The sequence below is a fragment of the Delftia sp. RIT313 genome (genome assembly GCF_000632165.1).
In the GTDB taxonomy this organism is placed as follows: Bacteria; Pseudomonadota; Gammaproteobacteria; order Burkholderiales; family Burkholderiaceae_C; genus Comamonas; species Comamonas acidovorans.
In genome coordinates, this window is the sequence record NZ_JFYT01000001.1 from 145892 (window position 1) to 170486 (window position 24595).

Genomic DNA, 24595 nt, shown 5'->3' on the forward strand with positions numbered 1-24595 from the left:
CTCAAGCGCGACCCATCAACCTTAGGAACCCACGCCATTGCTGGGCCCAAAAGCCCTGGCCGTAGTCGCGCAGCTGGCCCTGGGCATTGGGCTGGACCTGGTCGCGCACGCCGGTGGGATCGAAGCGCAGCTCGAAGTTGGCGGTGCCGAACAGCATGTCCCACCAGGGCAGCAGCACGCCGAAGTTGTTGCCATGCGCCTTCTTGTTGCGCACTGGCGCCATGGGCTCGTGGCCTATGCCGATGGCGTGGTGGCGGCGGTGAAAGCGCGGGCTGATCCACAGCCGCTCGCCGATGGTGCCGAACCAGACGCGCAGGTTGGCATGCTGGAAGCTCTCGCTGAGCTGGGTGAAGGCCACGATGGCCACGAACTGGCCTGGAGCCACGCCGATGAGCTGGGCCACGAGCACGATGATGGTGTCGCGGATCACATCATCGAGCAGGTGGTTGCGGTTGTCGCTCCACACCGTCATCTGGCGCTGCGAGTGGTGCAGCGCATGCAGCTTCCACCACCAGCCGATGCTGTGCTGGCCGCGGTGTATCCAGTAGTCCAGGAAGTCGAAGGCCAGCAGATAAATGATCAGGCTGACCCAGGCCAGGTCGGTGACGCCGGGCCACACGCCGTCGAGGTGAAAGCTCGGCAGGCCCCAGACATGCAGGCGGCCCATGAGCTCGTCCCACAGCGGATCCAGCGTGAAGAACAGGGCCAGCCGGAACAGGCCCAGCCGGTGCACCACGGTATAGATGATGTCCACATGGATGGCGCGCCGGTCGGTAACGGGCTCGACGGGCCGCCAGTACTGCAGCGGCGCGATCACCGCCACCATGATGAAGATCTGCAGCAGGCCCACCAGCAGCCAGCCCGTGGCGCCATAGGCGTCCTCCAGCAGGCTGGCCTGCCCCAGGCCGAACAGCAGGGGCTGGACAACGCCCTCGAACAGGCGCTGCTGCGCATTACCGAACCACTGAATCCACCAGTCCACACCACGCTCCCATCGCCCGCCGCGCTGCGCGCGCGGACACTATGCGAATTTTGCTACCCAATCCCGATAGTCGGGATGCTCCCGCAGCGTGCGGAAGCAGAACCCCTGCTTGAGCAGGCCCGTGATCAAAGGTTCCAGCACGGCCGGTGCCCAGGGGTCCTTGCGTGACCAGATGCCCAGATGGGCCAGCAGGATGTCTCCGCTGCGGATGTTCTTGAGCGCCTGGGCCAGCAGCTGCGCATTCGGGTAGCGGTCGCTGGGCAGCTCATCGCCCAGAAAACCCGCGCTGGCCCAGCCCACATGCATGTAGCCCCCCTGCCGCGCGGCATCCAGCAGCGCGGGCGAGGTCTTGCCGCCGGGCGCACGGAACAGCGGCAGGGGCTTGCGCCCGGTGATCTGCTGCAGCCGCTGTGCGGATCGGCGGATCTCGTCGCAATAGCCTGCCGCATCGACCGTGAAGTTCTCGTTGGCGCGAGGCCCTGCCGAGGGGCGCACGCGAAAACCCGTGACCGGCCCGTTCTTCGAGGCGCGCAGATCACCGCGCCAGTACATGTGGTCGTAGGTGTGCGAGGCGAATTCATGGCCTTCGGCAGCGCGTGCGCGCCACCAGGGCGCCCAGGTCTCGCCCAGGCTGCCATCGCCTTGCTGGGTGGGCTCGTTGGCCGCAAAAAACGTCACTGGCACCGCATGGCGCTTGAGCACATCGGCCACCAGGTCGGCAATGCCCATGTGGCCCGTGTCGAAGGTCAGATACACGGTCTTGGCACAGCCTGTGCCCTGCCCCGCCGCCAAGGCGGGGCGCAGCAGGCCGAAAGCCGCCGCACCGGCCAGCGATTGCGCAAAGAGACGGCGGTCCATCAGCGTTGCGCGTGGGCCAGCGTCCACACGCCGTGCGGCGACTTGCCGACCTTGACCTGCTGGACCACCTTCTTTTCCACGGTGTCGATCACCGACAGCTTGCGCGCCCAGCGCGAGCTGACCAGCAGGTAGCGGCCGTCGGCGGAGACGTCCATGCAGTCGGGACCGCCCGGTGCCGGGTAGTTGGCCACGACCTGGTTGGTCTGCATGTCGATCTTGCTGATGGTGTTGGCCACGCGGTTGCTCACATACAGGTGGCGGCCGTCGCCGGCCGCGCGCATGGCGTGGGCGCCAGCGGCTGTCTTGATGCGGGCCACGCTGCGCGGCTCGGGGCCGGTGATGTCGAAGACTTCCACGCCATCGCTGCCGGTCAGGCCGATGAACAGCTTGGTGCCGTCCGGGCTGCCATAGAGATCGGCCGGCATGGGGCCGGTGGGCACGCGGGCCTTGATGGTCTGGGTGGCGATGTCGATGGCCACCAGGGCATCGCTGTCCTGCATGGTGGAATAAATGGTCGTGCTCTTGGCATCGATCCAGAGATGGCTGGGCGTCTTGCCCGTGGGCACGCGCTTGACCAGCTGCGGGTTCTGGCCATCCCAGCGGTAGATGTCGATGTGGTTGAGGCGGTTGGCTGCCGTGACGAACCACTTCATGTCCGGGCTGAAGCGCAGGTGATAGGGGTCGATGATGTCGCGGATCACGCGCTGCACCTCGCCCGTGCGCGGATCGACCAGGGTCAGGGTGTCGCCCAGCGCATTGGCCACGACCAGCGATTTCTCGTCCGGCGTGAGGTACAGGTGATGCGGCTCCTTGCCCGTGGGAATGCGTGCCGTCTCCTGCCAGGTGACCGGGTCCACGATGCTGATGTTGGCATCAAGCGAGTTGAGCACAAAGATGGGCGTGGGGCCCTGGGTCTGCGGTGGCGGCGTGACACGCGCGACCGGGGCCGCGGGAGCTGCCGTAGCCGAGGGAACGGAAGGCGCGGCAGGAACGGCAGCCGCCTGGGCCGATGCGGCTTGCGCCTGCACGGCAGCAGACGTGGCCGAGGCCGCGCGGGCCGATTTGGATCCGGGCAGGGATGCCACGGCCAGCCAGGCCAGCGCACCGCCGCCCACAACCAAAGCCACAGCCGCGCTCAAGCGCCCGACGGAAAGACGTTTCACAAAGCACCACCTTCTGAGAATCTGCGCAGTGTAGCTGCGCCAATCAGCCCCTCGGACGCTCTGGGGCATCGGCTTTTGCTGCTGTGCAAAAAACCGACATTTGCGCGACGTTGACCCGAGATATCGCGGCAAGCGCGCCAATCCATGACTTGCATCAAGGCATGACAACGGCGCATGGAAATCCCCGCCACAACGAAAAAGGGAGCCGACAGGCTCCCTTCTCGCTGGCATGCACCCAAAGGCGCAGTGGCGATCAGATCTTCCACTTCTCCATGAGCTTTTCGGGACGCAGGGTGTCGTAGTGCTCGAAGGGCTGGTGGATCCAGGGGTTGGTCGGCAGGTAGTCCACCGAGTAGTCGGGCGTGAAAGCCGACAGGCCCTTGGTCCAGATCACGGCGCTGCGCAGCTCGGTGATCGGCGGGTAGTTGGTCTTGAGCATGGCGATCACGGCGTTCAGCGTGTGACCCGAATCGGCCAGGTCATCGACCAGCAGCACGCGGCCGGCGATCTCGCCCTTGGGCGTGGTGATGAAGCGCGCGATGTCCAGATGGCCCTGCACCGTGCCGGCTTCGGCGCGGTAGGAGCTGGTGGACATGATGGCCAGCGGCTTGTCGAAGATGCGGCTGAGCATGTCACCGGGACGCAGGCCGCCACGGGCCAGGCAGAGAATGGTGTCGAATTCCCAGCCGGACTGGTGCACTTTGATCGCGAGCTTTTCGATCAGTCCGTGGTATTCGTCGTAGCTCACATACAGGTGTTGACCGTCTTCCGTCAGCATGGAATGGCTCCTGGTTCAATCTTGGGGTTCAGCCGCCAGTGGTTCACTGGGCGGCGTAGGGGTTTTGCATCAGGATGGTGTGATCCCGGTCGGGGCTGGTCGAAACCATGGCGATGGGCACGCCCGTCACTTCCTCGATGCGCTCCAGATAGCGGCGGGCATTGGCCGGCAGCTTGTCGTAGTCGGTCACGCCCACGGTGGAATCGGTCCAGCCGGGGATGGACTCATAGATGGGCTTGCAGCGGGCGATCTCGTCGGCGCCCATGGGCAGCAGGTCGATCTTCTCGCCATCGAGCTCGTAGCCCACGCACAGCAGCAGTTCCTGCAGGCCGTCGAGCACGTCGAGCTTGGTGATGCACAGGCCCGACAGGCCGTTGACCTGGGCGCTGCGCTTGAGCAGCGCGGCGTCGAACCAGCCGCAGCGGCGCGAGCGGCCGGTGGTCACGCCCTTTTCGGCGCCCACGGTGCTCATGTGCCAGCCCGGCGTGCCTTCCTTTTCCCAATCCAGTTCGGTGGGGAAAGGACCGCCGCCCACGCGGGTGCAGTAGGCCTTGGTGATGCCCAGGATGTAGTGCAGCATGCCGGGGCCCACGCCCGAGCCTGCAGCCGCATTGCCTGCGACGCAGTTGGACGAGGTGACATAGGGATAGGTGCCGTGGTCCACGTCCAGCAGCGTGCCCTGCGCGCCTTCGAACAGCAGGTTGGCGCCTTCGGCGTGCGCGGCGTTCAGCTCGCGGGAGACATCGGCCATCATGGGCTTGAGCAGCTCGGCATGGCGCATGGCCTCTTCGTACACCGCGTCGAATTGCACTTCGCCATCCTTGATGTACGGCTTGAGCGCGTCACCGAAGGTGAAGTTCTTCGAACCCAGCACGTTGACCAGGATGTGGTTGTGCAGGGCCAGCAGTTCGCGCAGCTTGGTGGCGAAGCGCTCGGGGTACTTGAGGTCCTGCACGCGCAGTGCGCGGCGGGCAATCTTGTCTTCGTAAGCGGGGCCGATGCCACGGCCCGTGGTGCCGATCTTCTCGGTGCCGCCCTGCTCGCGCGCAGCTTCGCGCGCCACGTCCAGCGCCGAGTGGAAGGGCAGGATCAGCGGGCAGGCTTCGGACACGCGCAGACGGTCACGCACCTGCACGCCGGCCTTCTCCAGACCTTCGATTTCCTCGAACAGCTTGGCGGCAGAGAGCACCACGCCGTTGCCGATATAGCACTTCACGCCGGGGCGCATGATGCCGCTGGGGATCAGGTGCAGTGCGGTCTTCACGCCGTTGATGACCAGCGTGTGGCCAGCGTTGTGGCCACCCTGGAAGCGGACCACGCCCTGGGCGCTTTCGGTCAGCCAGTCCACCAGCTTGCCCTTGCCTTCGTCACCCCACTGGGTGCCGACCACGACCACGTTGCGACCTTTGGTAGCTTTCATATTCAAATCCGATGAAATCCGAAGAAATTGACAAATGCGTCAGATGGCTTGCACGGCCCACTGCCCGGCAACCTGCACGAGCTCGCGGTCGCAGTGGAATTCGTCCACTTCGCTTTCATGCCCTGGCAGCACGCAGACCACGGTCTCGCCCTGCCGGCGCAATGCAGCAATGGCAGCCGCAACCTGGGGATCGTCGCCCCAGGGCGCGCGGATGGCAGCCTTGAGCGGGCGCTCGGGCACGACGGCGACGAGCTGCTTGATGTCCAGGCTGAAGCCGGCGGCGGGCCGGTTGCGGCCAAAGACCGCACCCACCTCGTCATAGCGGCCGCCGCGCACCAGCGCATCGCTGGCACCCGGCACATAGATGGCGAAGCGCGTGCCGCTGTAGTAGGCATAGCCGCGCAGATCGGCCAGATCGAAGCTCACGCTCACGCCTTCGAGGCGCTGCGCCAGCCAGCGCAGCTGGTCCAGCAGAGGCTGCACGCCTGCGGTGCGGGCCAGCAGCTTCTCGGCGCGGTCCAGCACCTCGATGCCGCCGTACAGCTGCAGCAGGGCCATCAGGCCTTCGCGCGATGCGGCAGGGAAGTCACGCGTGAGGCGCTCGAGCTCGCTCGCATCCTTGGCGGCCAGCGCAGCGTGCACGCCGCGCAGCACCTGCATGTCCACCATCACGCCAGCCAGCAGGCTGCGCACGATGCGCACATCGGCCAGATCGACATTGATGTTGGTGACGCCTGCGCTGCGCAGGCAGTCCAGCGCCAGGTGCAGTGCCTCCAGGTCGGCTTCCATGCCCTGGTGGCCGTAGATCTCGGCACCGAACTGCAGCGGCTCGCGCGTGGCGCGGGGGCGGTCAGGGCGGGCATGGACGACGGGGCCGCAGTAGCACAGGCGCGTGAGGCCCTTGCGGTTGAGCAGATGGGCGTCGATGCGGGCCACCTGCTGCGTGGTGTCTGCACGCAGACCCATGGTGCGGCCTGTCAGCTGGTCGATGAGCTTGCAGGTCTGCAGGTCCAGCGCCTCCCCTGTGCCGGTGAGCAGGGATTCGAGGTACTCCAGCATGGGCGGCATGACCAGTTCATAGCCATAGCCACGCGCTGTATCGAGCAGGCCTCGACGCAATTCTTCGATGTGCCGGGCCTCGGAAGGCAAGACATCGGCGATGTGATCCGGCAGGACCCAAGCAGACATGGAAAAGGGGGAGGCTGTTAAAAACGTGATTCTACCGGCTGTTGCGGGCCAGCCCAAATTGGGGGTGACCCAAGGCCCACGGCGGGTGTTCGGTATTCCGAATCGATTCGGTGCACGGGCGACAGCGGCGGCGCAAGAAAAAACGGCGCCCCACCAGGGGCGCCGTGCAGGGACCGGGCGGCATTGCCGCTCAGGCGCGCTTATTTTCCAGAGCTTCCACCACTGCGGTAGGCCTTGAAGAAATCGGTCTGCGAAGGATCGAGCACGAGCACATCGCTCTTCTTGGCAAAGCTGGCCTTGTAGGCCTCCAGGCTGCGGTAGAACTGCGCAAACTGCGGGTCCTTGCCAAAGGCCTCGGCGTAGGTCCGGGCGGCCTCGGCATCGCCCTCGCCCTTGATCTTCTGGGCATCACGGTAGGCATTGGCGATGGTGATCTCGCGCTGGCGATCGGCCTCGGCGCGGATCTTCTCGCCTTCGGCGGCGCCGGTGGAGCGCAGCTCGTTGGCCACGCGCTTGCGCTCGGCTTCCATGCGGCGGTAGACCGATTCCGTGATCGTCTCGGCATAGTCCACGCGCGTGATGCGCACATCGACCACGTCCACGCCCCAGGGCTTGGCGCCGCGCACGGTCTCCAGCACTTCGCGCTTGACGTCGTTCATCAGCGCATCGCGCTTGCTGGACAGCAGTTCGCGCACGGTGCGGCGGTTGATTTCCTCCTGGAAGGCATTGCGCACCACGCGGTTGAGCTGCATGGCGCCAGCCGACTCGTCCAGGCCCACATTGCGGATGTACTCCGACGGATCGGAGATGCGCCAGCGCACGTACCAGTCGATGACCACGCGCTGCTTTTCGGCAGTGAGCATGGGCTCGGTGTCGGTGCTGTCCAGCGTGAGCAGGCGCTTGTCGATGTAGCGCACGTTCTGGAACGGCGGCGGCATCTTGATGTTCAGGCCCGGCTCGGTGATCACTTCCTTGATCTGACCCAGGGCATAGACCACGCCGAACTGGCGCTGATCGACAACGAACAGCATGGAGCTGAGCAGCGCGAGCGCCAGAAGAATGCTGGTGATGAAAAATCCAACTCGGTTCACTTGGGCTGCTCCTCAGCGTGCTTCGCGGTCACGGCTGCGACTGCTGTCGCGGCTGCGCGCATCGTTCGAAAGGCCGGGAATGGCGGCAGGCGCAGGCGCCTGGGTGCTGGGGGCCGCCGAGCTGTCGGCTGCCGGCACATTACCGCTCACGCCTTGCATGATCTTGTCCAGCGGCAGGTACAGCAGGTTGGAGCCCTGGCGCGATTCCACCAGCACCTTGGTCACGTTGCCGTAGATCTGCTGCATGGTTTCCAGGTACATGCGGTCGCGCGTGACCTGGGGAGCCTTCTGGTACTCGGTGAACACCGAGCTGAAGCGCTGCGCATCACCCTGGGCCTGGGCCACGATGCGGGCCTTGTAGCCGTTGGACTCTTCCAGCAGGCGCGCTGCCGAGCCGGCTGCGCGCGGCACCACGTCGTTGGCGTAGGCCTGCGCTTCGTTCTTGGCACGCTCACGCTCCTGGCCGGCACGCAGCACGTCGTCGAAGGCGGCCTGGACCTGCTCGGGCGGACGCACGCCGCCTTGCTGCAGGTTGATGCCCACGACTTCCACGCCCACCTTGTAGCGGTCCAGGATGGTCTGCATCAGGTCGCGCACGCGCGGGGCGATCTGGTCGCGCTCCTCGGCCAGCGCCGTGTCCATCTTCATCTTGCCGACGACTTCGCGCACGGCAGTCTCTGCGGCCTGGACCACGGCCTCGGACGGGTTCTTGCTCTCGAAGAGCCAGGCGCGCGCGTCGCTCAGGCGGTACTGAACGGCGAACTTGATCTCGACGATGTTCTCGTCCTCGGTGAGCATGGCCGACTCGCGCAGGCCCGTGCTCTTGATGATGGTGTCGCGCCCCACGTCGGCCGAGCGGATCTGCGTCACGAAGACCAGTTCATGGCGCTGGATCGGGTACGGCAGCCGCCAGTTGATGCCGGCGCCCACCGTGCTCTTGTACTTGCCGAACTGGGTGATGACGGCCTGCTGGCCTTCCTGGACGATGAAGATGCCCGTGCCCATCCAGATGATGAAGGCAATGCCGGCGATCAGGCCCACGCCCATGCCGGCGCTGCGCATGTCCGGCGGCTGGCTGCCGCCGCCATTGCGGATGGGCGGCTGGCCACGGCCGCCGCCCGGCTTGCCGCCGAACAGGCCCGAGAGCTTGCGGTTGAGGTCGCGCCACAGCTCATCCAGATCAGGCGGCTGGCCTCCGCCCGACGAGGGGCGGTTGTCACGGCTGTCGCGGTTGTCGCGTGCAGGTTCCGCAGGCGGGGGCGGCGGCGCCGGACGGTCGGCATCGGGGCGCGAAGCATCGTCGTTCTTGTCGTCGCCACGTCCCCATCGCGGATCATTCAGGTTGAACATCCCGCGAAGGCGCTGCGGCAGCATCGCCCAGCGATGGGCGCGTTGTGAAAGATTCATGCGAGAAGTCTCGGTTTCTTCGGTAAAGACAGGGACCCAATCGGCATTTTGCCCAATCAGGGCGCTAGCCCCTAGTATTCGGCGTCCTGCCCAGGGGGCATCGCGCCATCCACCTCCTCCTGATCCCGCTCATCACCACCGTGCGCTTCGGCGTGTTCCGCCTCCGCGCGCAGCGCATGCTCGGCCAGCAACTGCCGCAGCTGCGGCAGCCCCTCGCCGGAGCGGGCGCTGACGAACACCCGTGAAACAGGCAGCCCGTCAAGCTCGTACTGGTCCTGCAACTGCGCTGGAAGCCGCTCCGGATCGACGGCGTCCAATTTGTTGAAAACCAGTACCAGAGGCACCTCCTGGGCACCGATTTCCTTCAGAACTTTCTGGACTTGTTGGATTTGCTCTGGGAAATTCGGATTGGAGGCGTCGACCACATGCAGCAGAAGATCGGCATCGATCGCCTCCTGCAACGTGGCCTGGAATGCATCGACCAGGCCGTGCGGCAGGTCGCGGATGAACCCCACGGTATCCGACAGGGACACCGATTGCTGGGCTTCATTCAGGTACAGCTGGCGCGTGGTCGTATCCAGCGTGGCGAACAGCTGGTCGGCCGCATAGGCGCGCGCCTTGACCAGCGCATTGAACAGCGTGGACTTGCCGGCGTTGGTGTAGCCAACCAGAGAGATATTGAAGATGCCATGGCGCTCGCGCCGCCGACGCTGCGTGGCGCGCTGCTTCTTGACCTTCTGCAGCCGCTCCTTGGTGCGCTTGATCGACTCGTCGATCATGCGGCGGTCCAGCTCGATCTGCTTCTCGCCAGGGCCGCCACGGCCGCCGATACCGCCCATCTGCCGCTCCAGGTGGGTCCAGCGCCGCACGAGGCGCGTGGCCACGTATTGCAGGCGCGCCAGCTCCACCTGCAGCTTGCCCTCATGGCTGCGCGCGCGCTGGGCGAAGATCTCCAGGATCAACAGGGTGCGGTCGTTGACCGGCATCTGCAGATGGCGTTCCAGATTGCGCTGCTGGGCCGGGCTCAGGGCCTGGTCGAACAGCACTTCCTGGGCACCGTGCATCTGGGCGAGCATGCGGATTTCGTCGGCCTTGCCACTGCCCACGAACAGCGCCGCATCGGGCACCTTGCGCTTGCAGGTCAGGCGTGCAACGGGACGCAGGCCGGCCGTGCCGGCCAGCAGGCCCAGCTCTTCCAACTCGCCATCGAAATGGGGAAAGCCGAAATCCACGCCCACCAGCAGCACTGGCGTTGGCGTGGACCGGTCAAAAGATTCAGAACTCAAGAAAAACCTCTCCCGAAGGGTGAGGAAGCTCCCCGGCGGTGCGGGGAGGCATCAGGGCGCAGCGAGCTCAAGCGCTGGCGTCGCTGCCGGCAGCTTCGGCCGTGGAGAAGTTCACGGCGCGGCCGGGAACAATGGTGGAAATGGCGTGCTTGTAAACCATCTGCGTGACGGTGTTGCGAAGCAGAACCACGTACTGGTCGAAGGATTCGATCTGGCCTTGCAGCTTGATGCCGTTGACGAGGTAGATGGACACCGGAACATGTTCGCGGCGAAGCGCGTTCAGGAACGGGTCTTGGAGGAGTTGGCCTTTGTTGCTCACGATATTCTCCGTGTTCGAAGAGTGTTGTTGTAAACCGACACCTTACCACAGTGTTTTGGGGCCCTTGTTCGCACAAGGGTTTTCCCGAAATCCCGTGGCTTGTTACTTGTCCTTGTCGGCAAAAGGATTATGAGAGGTTTTCAACTCGATCCGCAACGGCGTGCCGACCAAATTGAATTCCTTGCGGAATCGCCCTTCGAGGAAGCGCTTGTAGGCCTCCGTCACATGCTCGAGCGAATTGCCGTGTATGACAATGACCGGAGGGTTCATGCCACCCTGGTGCGCATAGCGCATCTTGGGGCGGTAGATGCCCGTCTTCTTGGGCGTCTGGAACTGTACGGCCTCCATCAGCAGGCGCGTGAGCACCGGCGTGGGCATCTTGCAGGTGGCAGCCTTGTGCGCCTGGATGATGGAGTTCCACAGCGGACCCAGACCCTGGCGCTTTTCCGCCGAGATGAAATGCATGGGAGCGAACTTGAGGAAGGACAGGCGCGTCTCGATCGAGCGCTCCAGCATCTGGCGCTGGTAGTCGTCCACCGCATCCCATTTGTTCACGGCCAGCACCACGGCACGGCCGCTTTCCAGCACGTAGCCGGCAATGTGCGCATCCTGGTCGGTCACGCCCTGCGTGGCATCGATGAGCAGCAGCACGACGTTGGCGCTTTCGATGGCCTGCAGCGTCTTGACCACGGAGAACTTCTCGATGGCCTCGAACACCCGGCCCTTGCGGCGCAGGCCTGCCGTGTCGATCAGCTCGAACTTCTGGCCGGCGCGCTCGAAAGGCACCGAGATGGCGTCGCGCGTGGTGCCCGGCATGTCGAAGGCGACCAGCCGCTCCTCACCCAGCCAGGTGTTGATCAGCGTGGATTTGCCGACATTGGGGCGCCCTGCCACGGTGAGGCGGATGGGCTTTTGGGCCACATCGTCGAACGGGTCGTCTTCCTCGGGCTCGGGCAGGTTGAGCTGGCCCAGGGCCAGGTCGAGCAGGTCGCGCACGCCCTGCCCGTGTGCTGCGGAAACCGGCAGCACATCGCCCAGGCCCAGTTCGTAGAACTCGGTCAGCTGCACGCCTTCCTTCATGCCCTCGGCCTTGTTGGCCACGAGCACGCAGGGCTTGCCCAGCCGGCGCAGGTACTTGGCGATGTCGTGGTCCTGGGCGGACATGCCCAGGCGCGCATCGACAACGAAGACCACGACGTCAGCCTCGGCAACAGCCTGCTGCGTCTGGCGCGCCATCTCCTTGAAGATGCCGCTGGATGCATCTGGCTCAAAACCGCCGGTATCGATCACGATGTACTCGTGCTTACCCTGGCGGCCCTGTCCATAGTGGCGGTCACGCGTGAGGCCCGCGAAATCCGCGACGATTGCATCCCTCGACTTGGTCAGCCGATTGAACAGCGTCGATTTGCCCACATTGGGTCGCCCTACCAGGGCAATAACTGGCTTCATTCCCGAAAATACCTATCAATCCGGCCTGAAGCCGTACACAGTTCCGCTGCGGCTTACCACCACCAGCGTATTGGCAGCCGATACCGGGGGCGAGGCCACGCCGGAGTCGTCCGTCTTCAATCGTGCCAGCGCCTGTCCGTCCGTCTTGGACAGCAGGTGCACCACACCATAGTCATCACCAAACACCACCGAGCGGCCCAGCATCAACGGCGCCGTCAGGCGGCGGTGCTGCAGCTGGTCGATGGACCACACGCGCGAGCCGTCGCCGCGGCGCCAGGCCTGGACGGTGCCATTGCTCTCGGCGCCGAACACGGCATCGCCATCGCCGTCGATGCCATCGGCACCCTTGGACGGCTGGGTCCAGCGCACCGATGCGTTTTGCGTATCCACACAGCCCACGGCAGCCTGGAAGGCACGCGCGCAGACGCTGTCACCGACACGGCTGACGCGGCCCACGAGGTCCACCAGGCGCTCCACGTCATTGGTGCCGCGCGGGCTGGCCAGCGGGGCCTCCCAGCGCACGGCGCCGGTGTCGGGATCGATACCCACCATGCGGCCCGACAGGCCGGCCACCAGCGTGTTGCCCACGGCGATCAGCACGCCGGGCTGGCGCAGCACCAGGGGCTCGCCCGGGCGCTGTGCGGTCCACAGCTTGCGGCCGTTGGCGGCATCGAAAGCGGCCAGCGAGCGGTCGGCTGCCAGCACGAAGACGCGGCCTCCTGCGACCAGCGGCGGCGTGTAGGCGGCTGCGGGCAGCGGCTGCTTCCACAGCTGCTTGCCTTGCGAGTAGACGATGACCTGGTTGCTGCGCGTGAGCACGGCCTGGCGCTCGGCGTCACCGCCCACGCCCGCGGTCAGCGGCTCGCCCACGGTGAAGCGCGACAGCTGGCTGCCGTTGCGCGCATCGAGGGCCGTGACGCTGCCGTCCTTGGCAGCGATCAGCAGCGTGTCGCCCTGCACATGGATGTCGGTGGCCAGCGGCACTTCGGCGCCGAGCTTGGCGGTCCAGGCCTGGTGCACGGCCAACAGGCCGGGGTTGGCACCCAGCTCCTGGGGCTTGGGCTTGGTGTCGCTGCTGAACCACGAGGACACGGTGGAGCAGCCACCCAGGGCACCGGCCAGCAGGCCCAGAGCCATCCAGCGCGCAACGCCGCGCGGGCGCGAAATCGCCATCAATTGATCAGCCGAGGTTTTCAAGGTTGCTTCTCCGAAGTCGACGTCTTGGCCTGTGCCAGCACGGTGGGTTCAGCACCCAGCGCATTGAGCTTGAACTCGATCAGGCGGCCATAGTCCACGCCCTTGTCCAGTGCGGCATGGGCGCGCTGGTAGGCGTCAATGGCCTCGGCCTGCTTGCCCTGGGCCGCAAGAATGTCGCCACGGCGATCGGCCACGATGCCGGCGAAGGATTCGGGCATGCTGCCTTCCAGCGCCTTGAGGGCTTCGTCGTATTGCTTTTGCTGCTCGAGCACGGCGCTCAGGCGCAGCTTGGCCAGGGCCTTGTAGCCTTCGTCGCCCTTGTCGGCCACCCAGCTCAGGGCTGCCTTGGCGTCATCGAGCTTGCCTTCGTCCACTGCAGCCTTGGCCAGCAGCAGGCCGGCCTGGGCCGCCTGCGTGGTGCCGGCGTACTTGTCCTTGAGATCGGCGAAGGCCTGGCCGGCGCGCGCCGCGTCCTTGCCAGCCAGCGCCACGTCAACGGCATGCGCCAGAGCGGCAGCCTGCGTGGCCTGGCGCTTTTCCCAGTACTGGTAGCCATTCCAGCCGGCAAAGCCGACGAAGATGACCACGAGCACGCCGGTGATCAACGTGCCCCAGGTATTCCAGAAATGCTTGAGCTGCTCTATCTGCTCTTGTTCTTCGAGATCGAAATGGTTTGCCATGGATCGCCTGTGTCGCTTTATGTATGGAGGTCGCCGCTGGAGCGGTCGCTTGAAAAGCTGCGGATGCTGGTCAAACCGCCGATTGTAGGGTGGCAGCCCATTGGGCCGCATCAGCCAGGGCTTGCTGCACCTGCTGGCCCGCGCCGTCGCGCAGCGACTTGACGGTGACCAGGCCCTGCTGCAGCTCATCGGAGCCGAAGATCAGCGCGAAATGTGCGCCGCTGGCATCGGCCTTCTTGAACTGCGACTTCATGCTGCCCATGCCTTCGGCGCTGGCCGCGTGCATCTGCACGCGCACACCGGCCTCGCGCAGCTGCTGCAGGGTGCGCAGCGCCACGGGCATGGCCGCCACATCGGGGACGATGGCATAGGCATGCAGCGTGGGCGCGGGAATGTCGGTGCCGAGCTCCTTGACGAGTTCCAGCACGCGTTCCACACCCAATGCCCAGCCCACGGCAGGCGCGCTCTTGCCGCCCACCTGTTCGATCAGGTAGTCGTAGCGGCCGCCCGCGCAGATGGTGCCCTGCGAGCCCAGCATGTCGGTGATGAACTCGAACACCGTCAGGTTGTAGTAGTCCAGGCCGCGCACCAGGCGCGGGTTCACGGTCCAGGGCACGCCGTTGGCGTCCAGGATGGCCTTGAGCCCGTCGAAGTGGGCCAGCGAGCCCTCGCCCAGGAAGTCCAGCAGGCGCGGCGCGCCGTTGACCATGTCCTGCATGGCGGGGTTCTTGGTGTCCAGCACGCGCAGCGGGTTGCTGTACATGCGGCGCTTGGCCTCTTCGTCCATCACGTCCTGGTGCTGCTCCAGGTAGGCGATCAGGGCCTGGCGGTGTGCCTGGCGCTCCTCGGGCTGGCCCAGGCTGTTGATTTCCAGGCGCCACTGGGTCAGGCCCAGCTGCTTCCACAGGGAAACGGCCAGCATGATGAGTTCGGCATCGACATCGGGGCCGGCAAAGCCCAGGGCCTCGGCGCCGATCTGGTGGAACTGGCGGTAACGGCCGCGCTGCGGGCGCTCATGGCGGAACATGGGCCCCATGTACCACATGCGCTTGCCGCCGTCGTACAGCAGATTGTTCTCGATGGTGGCGCGCACCAGGCTGGCCGTGCCTTCGGGGCGCAGCGTCAGGCGCTCGCCGTTGAGCTTGTCCTCGAAGGAGTACATCTCCTTCTCGACAATGTCCGTCACCTCGCCGATGCCACGAACGAACAGCTGCGTATGCTCGACGATGGGCGTGCGCACGTTGCGGTAGGCAAAGCGCGCCATCAATTCACGCACCTGCGCTTCCAGCCATTCCCAGCGAGCGGACTCGACGGGAAGAATGTCGTTCATGCCTTTGACGGCGGAAAGTTTTTCGGGTTTGGCCACGTTGTTCTCGTTCGATGAATGCTCGGAAACAGGCGCTGACCCCGCTTTTTTCGCCCCATGCTCTCAACGCCTGTTTCGCGTGAGAGCCAATGAGGCAAAGCGTGGTGCGCTATCTATTTTGCAATAACTGCAATGCTCGGTGCAGCCGATCAGGCGGGTGCAGCGGCGGTGGCGCCATAGGTGCGCGCCACATAATTTTCGACCAGTGCCTGGAATTCCTCGGCAATCCGCTCGCCGCGCAGCGTGAGCGCCTTTTCCCCGTCGATGTAGACCGGGGCGGCGGGCGCCTCGCCCGTGCCGGGAAGGCTGATGCCGATGTTGGCGTGCTTGCTCTCGCCGGGGCCGTTGACGATGCAGCCCATCACGGCCACCTTCATCGCCTCGACACCGGGATACTTCATGCGCCACAGCGGCATCTGGCCACGCAAATAGTCATCGATCTGCTTGGCCAGTTCCTGGAAGGTGGTGCTGGTGGTGCGGCCGCAGCCCGGGCAGGCCGTGACGCTGGGCACGAAGATGCGCAGGCCCAGGGCCTGCAGGATTTCGGAGGCGACCACCACTTCCTGCGTGCGCGCCTCGCCGGGCTGGGGCGTGAGCGAGACGCGGATGGTGTCGCCAATGCCTTCCTGCAGCAGCACGGACAGCGCGGCGGCCGAGGCCACCGTGCCCTTGGTGCCCATGCCGGCTTCGGTCAGGCCCAGGTGCAGCGCATAGTCGCAGCGTTGCGCAAGGGCCCGGTAGACCGAGATCAGGTCCTGCACGCCGCTGACCTTGCACGACAGGATGATGTTGTCGCCATTCAGGCCCATGGACTCGGCCAGGCGCGCGGAATCGACGGCAGAGGAAATCAGCGCCTCGAACATGACCTGGCGCGTGTCCCAGGGCTGGGCGCGGCGCGAGTTCTCGTCCATCAGCCGGGCCATCAGTTCCTGGTCCAGCGAGCCCCAGTTGACACCGATGCGCACGGCCTTGTCGTAGCGGGCCGCCGCCTCGATCATCTGGCCGAACTGCTTGTCCTTCTTGTCGCCCTTGCCAACGTTGCCGGGGTTGATGCGGTACTTGGACAGTGCCTCGGCGCAGGCCGGGTATTCGGTGAGCAGGCGGTGGCCGTTGTAGTGGAAGTCACCCACCAGCGGCACGTACTCGCCCATGCGGTCCAGCTGCTCGCGGATGTAGGGCACGGCGGCGGCCGCCTCGGGCGTGTTGACGGTGATGCGCACCATCTCCGAGCCGGCCTGGGCCAGTTGGCGCACCTGAATGGCCGTCTCGACCGCGTCCACCGTATCGGTGTTGGTCATGGACTGCACGCGCACAGGCGCATCGCCACCCACGGTGACGACGTTGTTGCGCCAGACCACACGGGCCTGGCGGGACTTGCGCGGCAGCGGCGAGGCAATCGCTATCGGCTGCTGCGTGATGGGGAGATCTTGCACGGTCACTTCACCTCAAAGCGGGCCACATTGTCGCGGGTGGTCTTGGCGACTTCCAGCAATTCGCCACGCACACGCACCTCGGTGCCGCTGGCATTGCCGACGATGACCGACAGCGGCAGCGCGCCCTCGGCGCCAATGGATTCACCGGCCGCCAGCGTCTTTTGCAGCACCACGCGGCCGCTGGAATCCTTGACCTGTACCCACGATTGTGCGTTGGCCTTCATGACCAGCACGCCACCAGGCGTTTGCGCCGCAGTGACTGCCGATGTCGCTGCTGCGCCATCGGCAGGCGCATCGGCGGCAGGGGCAGCAGACGTTGTGGTGGACGCAGGAGCCGGAACGGCTGCCGCTGCAGGCGCTGAAGTTGCCGGTGCAGATGCAGATGCGGAGGCAGATGCAGCCGGCAGATCGGCCGGCGTCGTCGCCGCAGGCGCAACGGGCTCCTGGGCGGCCACGGGCTCGGACACAGTCCCTGCAGGCTGCACCAGGGCAGCGGCATCGGAAGCGCCGGCCTGCGGCTCTTCGGCATCGCCTTCATGCTTGGGCAGGAAGTAGACGGCAGCGGCAGCGGCCAGCAGCAGCAGCACGATGATGGCCACCTTGCGCGAGCCGTTTTCACGTCCCAGCGATGTTCCGGTGGCCTTGAAGGAGCGCTCCTTGAACGTGGCGTTGATGCTGCCGCGATCATCGGCCAGGCTCTTGAGCTGGGTGCGCGGCAGCAGGGCCAGCACCGATGCCGAGTCCATGCGCAGCGTGCGGCAGACGCTTTGCGCCAGGGCCCGCATGAAGACATGGTCCTGGAATGCGGCGTAGTCATCCGCCTCCAGCGCCTCCAGCTTGGGGGCCGGCACCTTGAGTGCCGCCGCCAGCCCGGCCAGAGACAGACCCGCCGCCTCGCGCGCCTGGCGCAGCAGCGTGCCCGCCGTCATGGAAGTTTGTGCGTTCTCGCCTTGCGTACCTGCTTCGTCATGCACCGCCAACACCTCACTCATTGAATGCTCCACGCTCGTAGGCCAGCCATTGGCGGGACTCGGGGAAGCGCTGGTGCAGCTGGTCAGCCAGCTGCCGCATCGCTGCAGATTGCTGCAGCGCCCTCTCTATCTTGATCCCCAGCCACAGGCTTTCCGCATTGGACTGGGGACTGCTGTTCAGGCGCCGGATGTAGAACTGCGCCCTCTTGGCGTCGCCGCCCTGCAGCATCACGTTGCTCAGGTGGTAGGCGATCACCGGGTTGGCGGGATCGAGTTCATAGCCCTTGAGCAGCGCCTGCTGGGCCTCGACCAGCAGGCCGGCCTGCTGCAGGCACAGGCCCTTGGCCATCCAGGTTTTGGGGCGCTCCAGGTAGCCGGGCTGGGCCAGGGCCTTGTCCAGCCATTCCTGGGCTTGCGCGTATTGCTTGCGCTGGCACAGCAGCCAGCCGTAGTTGTGCTGCAGGTCGCCGTCCTGGGGACGCAGCGACATCGCCTTGCGCAGGCTGGCGTCAGCCTGGTCCCAGTCCTGGTTGCGCATGTAGATCAGGGCCAGCAGGCCGTAGCCGTCGGCGGAACTGGGGTCAGCGGCCAGCGCCTGGTTCACCTCTTCCAGGGCCACATCGATGCGGCCAGCCTGGAAATAGGAAGCCGCCAGCTCCAGGCGGATGCTTGCGCGGCGGCGGGGATCGGCCTCGGCGGCAGAAGCCATCGAGGCATTGGAGACGGAGGAAGCGTTGCCGGAGCCAGAATTCGTCGGGGGCACCAAAGGCTGCTTGCCTGCGCAGCCCGCCAAGAAAAGAACCAGCGCGGGCACTGCCCAGCGCATGCCTGTACCGAAATCCCCCGTTCGCAGCCGCCGAGCCACTGACTTCATGAACTGTCCTTTGTTCCGTCGGGGCATGCCAGGCATGCCCCAGGTCTTCTCAAGGCACCTGCTTGAGAACAATGGTGCGCTGCCTGGCCATGCGCTCGGCAGCGCGCGTGCGGTCCTTGACATCGCCAGCCAGCTGTCCGCAGGCTGCATCGATGTCGTCGCCACGTGTCTTGCGCACCGTGGTCACGATGCCGGCATTGCTCAGCAGGCTGGCGAACTCCGTCACCCGCGCTGCGGGTGAACGCAGCAGCCCCGAGGCCGGGAACGGATTGAACGGAATCAGGTTGAACTTGCACCAGCTGCGGCCATCGCCACGCGCGCGGACCAACTCTATCAGTTGGCGCGCATGCTCAGGCTGGTCATTGACGCCATCGAGCATGCAGTATTCGAACGTGATGAAGTCACGGGGAGCGAATTCCAGGTAGCGCTCGCAGGCATCGAGCAGCTCGTGGATGGGGTACTTGCGGTTCAACGGCACCAGCGGGTCGCGCAGCTCGTCATTGGGCGCGTGCAGCGACACGGCCATGGCCACGGCGCAGTCCTGGGACAGCCGGTCGATCATCGGCACCACGCCCGAGGTGGACACGGTCACACGGCGGCGCGAGAGGCCGTAGCCATGGTCATCGAGCATGGCGCGCAGCGCCGGCACCAGGGCCGTGTAGTTCTGCAGCGGCTCGCCCATGCCCATCATCACCACGTTGGAGATGACGCGCTCGCCGCCCGTGCCCAGGCGCTTGCGCAGCGCATGCTCGGCATACCACAGCTGGGCCAGGATCTCGCCCGTGCTGAGGTTGCGGCTGAAGCCCTGGTGACCCGTGGAGCAGAAGCGACAGCCCACGGCGCAGCCCGCCTGGGACGACACGCACAGCGTGCCCCGGTCATCTTCGGGAATGAAAACGGCTTCGACGGCATCGCCGCCCCCCACGTCGAACAGCCACTTGACTGTTCCATCGGCAGACACATGCTCGGTCAGAACCGGCAGGGCCGTGATGTGGGCACACGCCTTGAGCTTTTCGCGCAGGGACTTGGCCAGATCGCTCATCTGGTCGAAGTCGCTGGCGCCTCGCTGGTGGATCCAGCGGAACAGCTGCGTCGCGCGGAAACGCTTCTCGCCGAGTTGCTCGCAGTAAGCGGCAAGTCCGTCGAGATCAAAATCTAGCAAATTGGTATTCATGTCGGCAGGCCGGTGCCACGCCGCTCTCGGCTCTTCCGCGGCAGGCACGGCCTGCACCGGACAGACCATGACGGCCGCGGAAGACGCGGGGATTAGCGCGAGTAGACGTTCATGCCGGGGAAGAAGAAAGCCACTTCCACGGCTGCAGTTTCAGCGGCGTCAGAGCCGTGCACGGCGTTGGCGTCGATGCTGTCGGCGAAGTCGGCGCGGATCGTGCCCTTCTCAGCCTTCTTGGGGTCGGTGGCGCCCATCAGTTCGCGGTTCTTCAGGATGGCGTTCTCGCCTTCCAGAGCCTGGATCATCACGGGGCCGGAGACCATGAAGTCCACCAGGTCCTTGAAGAAAGGACGCTCCTTGTGGACGCCGTAGAACTGCTCGGCTTCGCCGCGCGACAGGTGCACCATCTTGGCAGCGATGACCTTCAGGCCAGCGCCTTCGAAGCGTGCGTAGATCTGGCCGATCACGTTCTTGGCAACGGCGTCGGGCTTGATGATGGAAAGAGTGCGTTCGATGGCCATTTGAATGGTTCCTAATCAGGGTTACTATGGATTTTTGTCAATTGGACAAAACCGTTGATTCTAGCTGTGCCATCAAAGTCCTTGATGACATGGTGCTGCCAAATGGCAGGCTTACAGGGCGGGCCGACCACCTCTGGATGAACCAGAAGGCGGACGGCCCGGCCGCCTTTCAGCGGCGTCCTCCCGGCTTGCGCTTGGCGTTCTGGCGTGCACGCGACAGGCTGTCGGAGCCGATGTAGCCCACCGATGTACGCATCGGATCGGGCTGCTGGCTGCCGCCGCCCTTGCCCCGCCCGCCTGCACCGCCCTGCCCCTTGCCCTGTCCCTGGCCGCCGTCAGCCTTGCCGCCCTTGGCGGCAGGCTTGGCACGCGGGCCGTCGAGCATGGCGTTGGGCGCCGGGCGATTGCCGTCGAAGTAGCGGCCGCCGCCTTCGCGGCGAACGGTGTTGCGGTCTGCCGGGCCACCACGGCGGCCTCCGGCCGGGGGCTTGGGTGCAGCGGGCGCACGCGCCTGCATGCCGGCTGCCGAAGCCAGGGACTGGATGTCGGCCTGGTCCAGCTCCACCCAGGCGCCGCGCTTGAGGCCGCGCGGCAGCACCATGGCGCCGTAGCGGATGCGGATCAGCCGGCTCACGGCATGGCCCACCGCCTCGAACATGCGGCGCACTTCGCGGTTGCGGCCTTCGGAAATGGTCACGCGGTACCAGCAGTTGGCGCCTTCACCACCGCCGTCTTCAATGGAGCCGAAAGCGGCCACGCCGTCTTCCAGCTGCACGCCGTCGGTCAGGCGCTGCTTTTCTTCCTTGCTGAGCGCGCCCAGCACGCGGGCCGCGTATTCGCGCTCCAGGCCGAAGCGCGGGTGCATCAGGGAGTTGGCCAGCTCGCCCGAGCTGGTGAACAGCAGCAGGCCTTCGGTGTTCAGGTCCAGGCGACCCACCGATTGCCATTTGCCATGCTGCAGGCGAGGCAGCTTGCGGAACACCGTGGGACGGTTTTGCGGATCGTCATGCGTGACGACCTCGCCCACGGGCTTGTGATAGGCGATGACACGCGCCGGCGGCGGGTCGATGCGAAAGCGGATGGGCTGGCCATTGACCTTGATCTGGTCGCCGAACTGGATGCGCTGGCCCACGTGGGCAGGCTCGTTGTTGACCGAGATGCGGCCTTCAAGAATGAGCTGCTCCATTTCCAGGCGCGATCCCAGCCCGGCCTGGGCCAGCACCTTGTGCAGCTTGGGCGAATCGACCTGGGGCAGCAGCACGCGCTTGGCAGGCGCGGCATCGTCGCGCTCTTCGGCAGCGTCGAGCTCGCCCGAGATGACGTCCGCAAAACCGTAGCCTTCGACAGACCCTGAGTCGCTTGACTCTGATGCATCAGCCGGCACCAGCTCTTGCACGGTGTCTTCGGCATGCACCGCCTCGGCGGCCGGACGCGGCTTGCGCACAGGCTTGGCGCCGGGCCGCGCCCCGGCCTTGGGAGCGCGCGAGCGCGCGGGGCGGGCCTTGCGCTGCGCGCCGGCCTCATCGGACGCCGGCTGGGCGTCCTGGTCTTTGGAGATATCACTACCCGTCATGGCTTTCCTTCTTCGGCCTGCTTTGCAGTGCCGTCCGTATCCGTTGTATCCGCTGTATCCGTTGCGTCTGTTGCCTCTGCCGCATCCGCTGCGTCTGCCGCATCCGCCAGGTCTGCTGTATCTGCTTGAGCCGTATCTGCTGCCATTGCGGCATCTGCCCCGTCCGATTCCGTGGCATCTGCCTCGCCCTGGGGCTCTTCCGGCAAGGGAGCGTCACCGGCTGGCGCGGCCTCGTCCGCTGCCAATTCCTGCGCACCCGACTCTTCCAGCGCCTTGAACAGGCTTTGCTGGGATTCGGGCTCCTCGAGCATGGGCAACTGGTCCAGCGACTGCAGGCCCAGGTCGTCCAGAAACTGGCGCGTGGTGGCGAACAAAGAGGGCCGGCCCACGGTTTCCCGGTGGCCAATGACCTCGATCCATCCCCGGTCTTCCAGTTGCTTGATCAGCAGGCTGTTGACCGTCACGCCGCGTATGTCCTCGATGTCGCCGCGCGTCACTGGCTGGCGGTAGGCGATGATCGCCAGCGTCTCCAGGGTCGCGCGGGTGTAGCGTGGCGGCTTTTCGGGATGCAGCCGGTCCAGATAGACCCGCATCTCGGGCCGGCTCTGGAAGCGCCATCCAGACGCCACCTGCACCAACTCCACACCCTTTTGCGCCCAGTCTTTCTGCAGGTCCAGCAGCAGGTCCTTCAGCGTGTCGGAGCCCAGCACGTCATCGAACAGCGAGCGCAGCTCACGCAGCGTGACAGGCTGCGGCGCACAGATCAATGCAGTTTCCAGGACCCGCTTGGCATCTACCGTATTCATGGCTCAGCGTCTCGGGAACAAAGGCGCGCGTGCCACCAGAGGTGGCAGCCAGGGTGCGCCGAATCAAAGAAGAGGAAGCAAGCGCTCCACGGATGCCATGCGAGAGATGGTCAGAGGCTTTCGGCGGGATTGTAGCTCAGCCCCCAATTTTCCAGCGCCTGTGCCATATCGGGCGGCAGCGGCGCGCGCAGCACCAGGGCCTGGCCTGTCATGGGATGGGTGAAGGCCAGCCGGAAGGCGTGCAGCGCCTGGCGCGCCATGCCGCCAGCCTCCTTGCCGCCGTAGACGGCATCGGCCACCAGCGGGTGGCCCAGCGATGCCATGTGCACGCGGATCTGGTGGGTGCGGCCCGTGTGCAGCGTGCAGCGCACCAAGCTGACTTCCTCGTTGCCGGCCAGCAGGTCGATGTCGGTGCGCGCGGTCTTGCCTGCATGTTGCGCCAGGTCGACCACGGCCATGCGCAGGCGGTTGCGCGGGTCGCGGCCGATGGGCGCATCGACCTCGCGGCGCTTGCGCGGGCCCCAGGCCTTGTGGGCCAGCGCCAGGTACTGGCGGCTGACATCGCGCGCGGCGATCATGGCCACCAGCGCGTCCATGGCGGCGCGGCTGCGCGCCACCACCATGAGTCCGCTGGTGTCCTTGTCCAGGCGGTGGACGATGCCGGCGCGCGGCACCTCCCGCGCCTTGGGGTCGCGCCCCAGCAGGCCGTTGAGCAGGGTTCCCGTCCAATTGCCCGGAGCCGGGTGCACGACCAGGCCAGCCGGCTTGTTGACGACCAGCAGGTGCTCGTCCTCATACACCACGTCCAGCGCCATGTCTTCGGGCTGGAAGGCCATGCTCTGCTGCGTGGGCCGCATCTCCAGCACCATCCGGTCGCCGGCGGCCACCTTGGTGGCCGGCTTGACCAGCACACGCCCATTGAGCGTGACCGCGCCCTGCGCCAGCAGTTGCTGCAGATAGCTGCGGGAGAACTCGGCCACGCATTCGGCCAGCACCTTGTCGGCGCGCAGGCCGTGCTGGGCCGGCGGCACGGTGATCTCGCGCAGCTCGGCTGCGGCAGCCTCGACCTCGCCGCCTTCGGCCTCGTCCTCGCCCGGCTCCCACGGCGATTCGCCGGGCGCAGAAGAAACAAGCCCCTGCGGGGCAGGGGCTTGTCCGGTTTGCCTGGTGCTGCGGCTCATCAGCGAGAAGGCAGGTAGCGCGAAGGATCGACAGGCTTGCCCTGGCGACGCACCTCGAAGTGCAGCTTCACGCGGTCCGCGTCGGTGCTGCCCATCTCGGCGATCTTCTGGCCCTTGCGCACGGTCTGGTCTTCCTTGACCAGCAGCGTCTGGTTGTGCGCGTAGGCCGTGAGGTAGGTGTTGTTGTGCTTGAGGATGATCAGGTTGCCATAGCCACGCAGGCCGGCGCCGGCATAGACCACGCGGCCATCGGCAGCGGCCATCACGGGATCGCCGGCCTTGCCTGCGATGTCGTAACCCTTGTTGCGCGCCTCGTCAAAACCGGCGATCAGGCTGCCCGATGCAGGCCAGATGAAGTCCACATCGTCGGCGCCCTTGCCGGCTGCGGGTGCAGGGGTGGGTGCCGGGGTCGGTGCGGGTGCAGGCGTTGCCGTGGAGCCGCCCGACGATGCCACGGGCGGCAGCGGCGTTGCCACCACGGGCGAGCCGCTGGGCGTGGAGGAGGCAGTGGACGAGGGGCGCGTGCCGACGCTGTCCGAGCTGGTCGGAGGCACGACGCGCACCACCTGACCGACTTCGATCAGGTTGGGGTTCTCCAGATTGTTCCAGCGCGCGATGTCCTTCCAGCTCTGGCCGGTTTCCAGGCCGATGCGGATCAGCGTGTCACCGGGCTTGATCGTGTAGTAGCCGGGCTTGCCGGCGTTTTCGACGCCGGGCAGCGGCTTGACGGCTGCCGATGGCGAGGAAGAGGTGGAGGAGGTGGTGGTCGTTCCACGGTCCTCCACGGGAGCCCTGTTCACTTGGGATGTGCAGCCTGCCAGAACCATGCCGGCAAGCACCACCGTTCCCCAAGCCCCAAGACTTCGCGATACCAACATAAG

The 24595-nt window shown here is 65.9% G+C and carries 23 protein-coding genes; all 23 read right to left on the minus strand.

The window, feature by feature from the left end:
• Position 1: 1 nt before the first annotated feature.
• Positions 2-982: a sterol desaturase family protein gene (locus BW39_RS00625; protein WP_012206804.1), complete on the minus strand. Its 981-nt coding sequence runs from the start codon at positions 980-982 to the stop codon at positions 2-4.
• 39 nt (positions 983-1021) lie between these two features.
• A complete protein-coding gene (locus BW39_RS00630; RefSeq protein WP_043819097.1) occupies positions 1022-1840 on the minus strand; it encodes a polysaccharide deacetylase family protein in 819 nt (272 codons plus the stop codon).
• Positions 1840-3072, minus strand: coding sequence for a YncE family protein (locus BW39_RS00635; protein WP_012206806.1), 1233 nt, complete (start codon positions 3070-3072; stop codon positions 1840-1842). Before BW39_RS00635 ends, BW39_RS00630 begins: the two co-directional genes overlap by 1 nt.
• A 184-nt stretch (positions 3073-3256) precedes the next feature.
• Positions 3257-3781, minus strand: a complete 525-nt coding sequence (locus BW39_RS00640; protein ID WP_012206807.1) for a phosphoribosyltransferase — start codon at positions 3779-3781, stop codon at positions 3257-3259.
• 43 nt (positions 3782-3824) lie between these two features.
• Entirely contained in the window at positions 3825-5201 is a 1377-nt protein-coding gene (locus tag BW39_RS00645) for an adenylosuccinate synthase (RefSeq protein ID WP_012206808.1), read from the minus strand.
• 39 nt (positions 5202-5240) lie between these two features.
• Entirely contained in the window at positions 5241-6389 is a 1149-nt protein-coding gene (locus tag BW39_RS00650) for an ATP phosphoribosyltransferase regulatory subunit (RefSeq protein WP_012206809.1), read from the minus strand.
• 200 nt (positions 6390-6589) lie between these two features.
• Complete coding sequence (gene hflC / locus BW39_RS00655) at positions 6590-7480, minus strand: protease modulator HflC (RefSeq protein WP_012206810.1); 891 nt, start codon at positions 7478-7480, stop codon at positions 6590-6592.
• A gap of 12 nt (positions 7481-7492) precedes the next feature.
• The gene (gene hflK / locus BW39_RS00660; protein ID WP_012206811.1) at positions 7493-8887 is read right to left on the minus strand and encodes an FtsH protease activity modulator HflK; all 1395 of its coding nucleotides are present in this window, start codon (positions 8885-8887) and stop codon (positions 7493-7495) included.
• Positions 8888-8958: 71 nt separating this feature from the next.
• Positions 8959-10173, minus strand: a complete 1215-nt coding sequence (gene hflX, locus BW39_RS00665; RefSeq protein WP_012206812.1) for a GTPase HflX — start codon at positions 10171-10173, stop codon at positions 8959-8961.
• A 67-nt stretch (positions 10174-10240) separates the two neighbouring features.
• Entirely contained in the window at positions 10241-10492 is a 252-nt protein-coding gene (gene hfq / locus BW39_RS00670; protein WP_012206813.1) for an RNA chaperone Hfq, read from the minus strand.
• A gap of 102 nt (positions 10493-10594) precedes the next feature.
• Entirely contained in the window at positions 10595-11941 is a 1347-nt protein-coding gene (gene der, locus BW39_RS00675; RefSeq protein ID WP_012206814.1) for a ribosome biogenesis GTPase Der, read from the minus strand.
• A 15-nt stretch (positions 11942-11956) separates the two neighbouring features.
• Entirely contained in the window at positions 11957-13114 is a 1158-nt protein-coding gene (bamB, locus tag BW39_RS00680) for an outer membrane protein assembly factor BamB (RefSeq protein ID WP_043819101.1), read from the minus strand.
• A gap of 20 nt (positions 13115-13134) precedes the next feature.
• Positions 13135-13818 carry a YfgM family protein gene (locus BW39_RS00685; RefSeq protein WP_012206816.1) on the minus strand — a complete coding sequence of 228 codons (684 nt, stop codon included), beginning with the start codon at positions 13816-13818 and terminating at the stop codon, positions 13135-13137.
• A gap of 70 nt (positions 13819-13888) precedes the next feature.
• Complete coding sequence (gene hisS, locus BW39_RS00690; RefSeq protein ID WP_235264136.1) at positions 13889-15148, minus strand: histidine--tRNA ligase; 1260 nt, start codon at positions 15146-15148, stop codon at positions 13889-13891.
• A gap of 185 nt (positions 15149-15333) precedes the next feature.
• Positions 15334-16617, minus strand: coding sequence for a flavodoxin-dependent (E)-4-hydroxy-3-methylbut-2-enyl-diphosphate synthase (gene ispG / locus BW39_RS00695; RefSeq protein ID WP_012206818.1), 1284 nt, complete (start codon positions 16615-16617; stop codon positions 15334-15336).
• 2 nt (positions 16618-16619) lie between these two features.
• The gene (locus BW39_RS00700; protein ID WP_043819106.1) at positions 16620-17609 is read right to left on the minus strand and encodes a RodZ domain-containing protein; all 990 of its coding nucleotides are present in this window, start codon (positions 17607-17609) and stop codon (positions 16620-16622) included.
• Positions 17602-18462: a type IV pilus biogenesis/stability protein PilW gene (pilW, locus tag BW39_RS00705; RefSeq protein WP_232245236.1), complete on the minus strand. Its 861-nt coding sequence runs from the start codon at positions 18460-18462 to the stop codon at positions 17602-17604. The genes BW39_RS00700 and pilW overlap by 8 nt, the downstream gene beginning before the upstream one ends.
• Positions 18463-18511: 49 nt before the next feature.
• On the minus strand, positions 18512-19636 hold the full coding sequence (gene rlmN / locus BW39_RS00710; RefSeq protein ID WP_034396288.1) for a 23S rRNA (adenine(2503)-C(2))-methyltransferase RlmN: 1125 nt from the start codon (positions 19634-19636) through the stop codon (positions 18512-18514).
• Between the two features lie 92 nt (positions 19637-19728).
• Positions 19729-20154 carry a nucleoside-diphosphate kinase gene (gene ndk, locus BW39_RS00715; protein ID WP_012206822.1) on the minus strand — a complete coding sequence of 142 codons (426 nt, stop codon included), beginning with the start codon at positions 20152-20154 and terminating at the stop codon, positions 19729-19731.
• A 169-nt stretch (positions 20155-20323) separates the two neighbouring features.
• Positions 20324-21727, minus strand: coding sequence for a pseudouridine synthase (locus BW39_RS00720; RefSeq protein ID WP_043819108.1), 1404 nt, complete (start codon positions 21725-21727; stop codon positions 20324-20326).
• Positions 21724-22533 carry an SMC-Scp complex subunit ScpB gene (gene scpB / locus BW39_RS00725; RefSeq protein ID WP_043819110.1) on the minus strand — a complete coding sequence of 270 codons (810 nt, stop codon included), beginning with the start codon at positions 22531-22533 and terminating at the stop codon, positions 21724-21726. Before scpB ends, BW39_RS00720 begins: the two co-directional genes overlap by 4 nt.
• Before the next feature lie 110 nt (positions 22534-22643).
• Complete coding sequence (locus tag BW39_RS00730; RefSeq protein ID WP_043819111.1) at positions 22644-23714, minus strand: RluA family pseudouridine synthase; 1071 nt, start codon at positions 23712-23714, stop codon at positions 22644-22646.
• Positions 23714-24592: a peptidoglycan DD-metalloendopeptidase family protein gene (locus BW39_RS00735; protein ID WP_043819114.1), complete on the minus strand. Its 879-nt coding sequence runs from the start codon at positions 24590-24592 to the stop codon at positions 23714-23716. Before BW39_RS00735 ends, BW39_RS00730 begins: the two co-directional genes overlap by 1 nt.
• Positions 24593-24595 lie beyond the last annotated feature (3 nt).

Coding starts and splice junctions, on each gene's coding strand:
- der (WP_012206814.1), bottom strand. CDS start 11,941: ATGAAGCCAGTTATTGCCCTGGTAGGGCGACCCAATGTGGGCAAATCG.
- BW39_RS00630 (WP_043819097.1), bottom strand. CDS start 1,840: ATGGACCGCCGTCTCTTTGCGCAATCGCTGGCCGGTGCGGCGGCTTTC.
- BW39_RS00735 (WP_043819114.1), bottom strand. CDS start 24,592: ATGTTGGTATCGCGAAGTCTTGGGGCTTGGGGAACGGTGGTGCTTGCC.
- BW39_RS00635 (WP_012206806.1), bottom strand. CDS start 3,072: ATGCCCCAGAGCGTCCGAGGGGCTGATTGGCGCAGCTACACTGCGCAG.
- rlmN (WP_034396288.1), bottom strand. CDS start 19,636: ATGAATACCAATTTGCTAGATTTTGATCTCGACGGACTTGCCGCTTAC.
- hflK (WP_012206811.1), bottom strand. CDS start 8,887: ATGAATCTTTCACAACGCGCCCATCGCTGGGCGATGCTGCCGCAGCGC.
- pilW (WP_232245236.1), bottom strand. CDS start 18,462: ATGAAGTCAGTGGCTCGGCGGCTGCGAACGGGGGATTTCGGTACAGGC.
- BW39_RS00700 (WP_043819106.1), bottom strand. CDS start 17,609: ATGAGTGAGGTGTTGGCGGTGCATGACGAAGCAGGTACGCAAGGCGAG.
- BW39_RS00640 (WP_012206807.1), bottom strand. CDS start 3,781: ATGCTGACGGAAGACGGTCAACACCTGTATGTGAGCTACGACGAATAC.
- bamB (WP_043819101.1), bottom strand. CDS start 13,114: ATGGCGATTTCGCGCCCGCGCGGCGTTGCGCGCTGGATGGCTCTGGGC.
- ndk (WP_012206822.1), bottom strand. CDS start 20,154: ATGGCCATCGAACGCACTCTTTCCATCATCAAGCCCGACGCCGTTGCC.
- BW39_RS00650 (WP_012206809.1), bottom strand. CDS start 6,389: ATGTCTGCTTGGGTCCTGCCGGATCACATCGCCGATGTCTTGCCTTCC.
- BW39_RS00720 (WP_043819108.1), bottom strand. CDS start 21,727: ATGACGGGTAGTGATATCTCCAAAGACCAGGACGCCCAGCCGGCGTCC.
- BW39_RS00730 (WP_043819111.1), bottom strand. CDS start 23,714: ATGAGCCGCAGCACCAGGCAAACCGGACAAGCCCCTGCCCCGCAGGGG.
- BW39_RS00685 (WP_012206816.1), bottom strand. CDS start 13,818: ATGGCAAACCATTTCGATCTCGAAGAACAAGAGCAGATAGAGCAGCTC.
- scpB (WP_043819110.1), bottom strand. CDS start 22,533: ATGAATACGGTAGATGCCAAGCGGGTCCTGGAAACTGCATTGATCTGT.
- hisS (WP_235264136.1), bottom strand. CDS start 15,148: ATGAACGACATTCTTCCCGTCGAGTCCGCTCGCTGGGAATGGCTGGAA.
- BW39_RS00645 (WP_012206808.1), bottom strand. CDS start 5,201: ATGAAAGCTACCAAAGGTCGCAACGTGGTCGTGGTCGGCACCCAGTGG.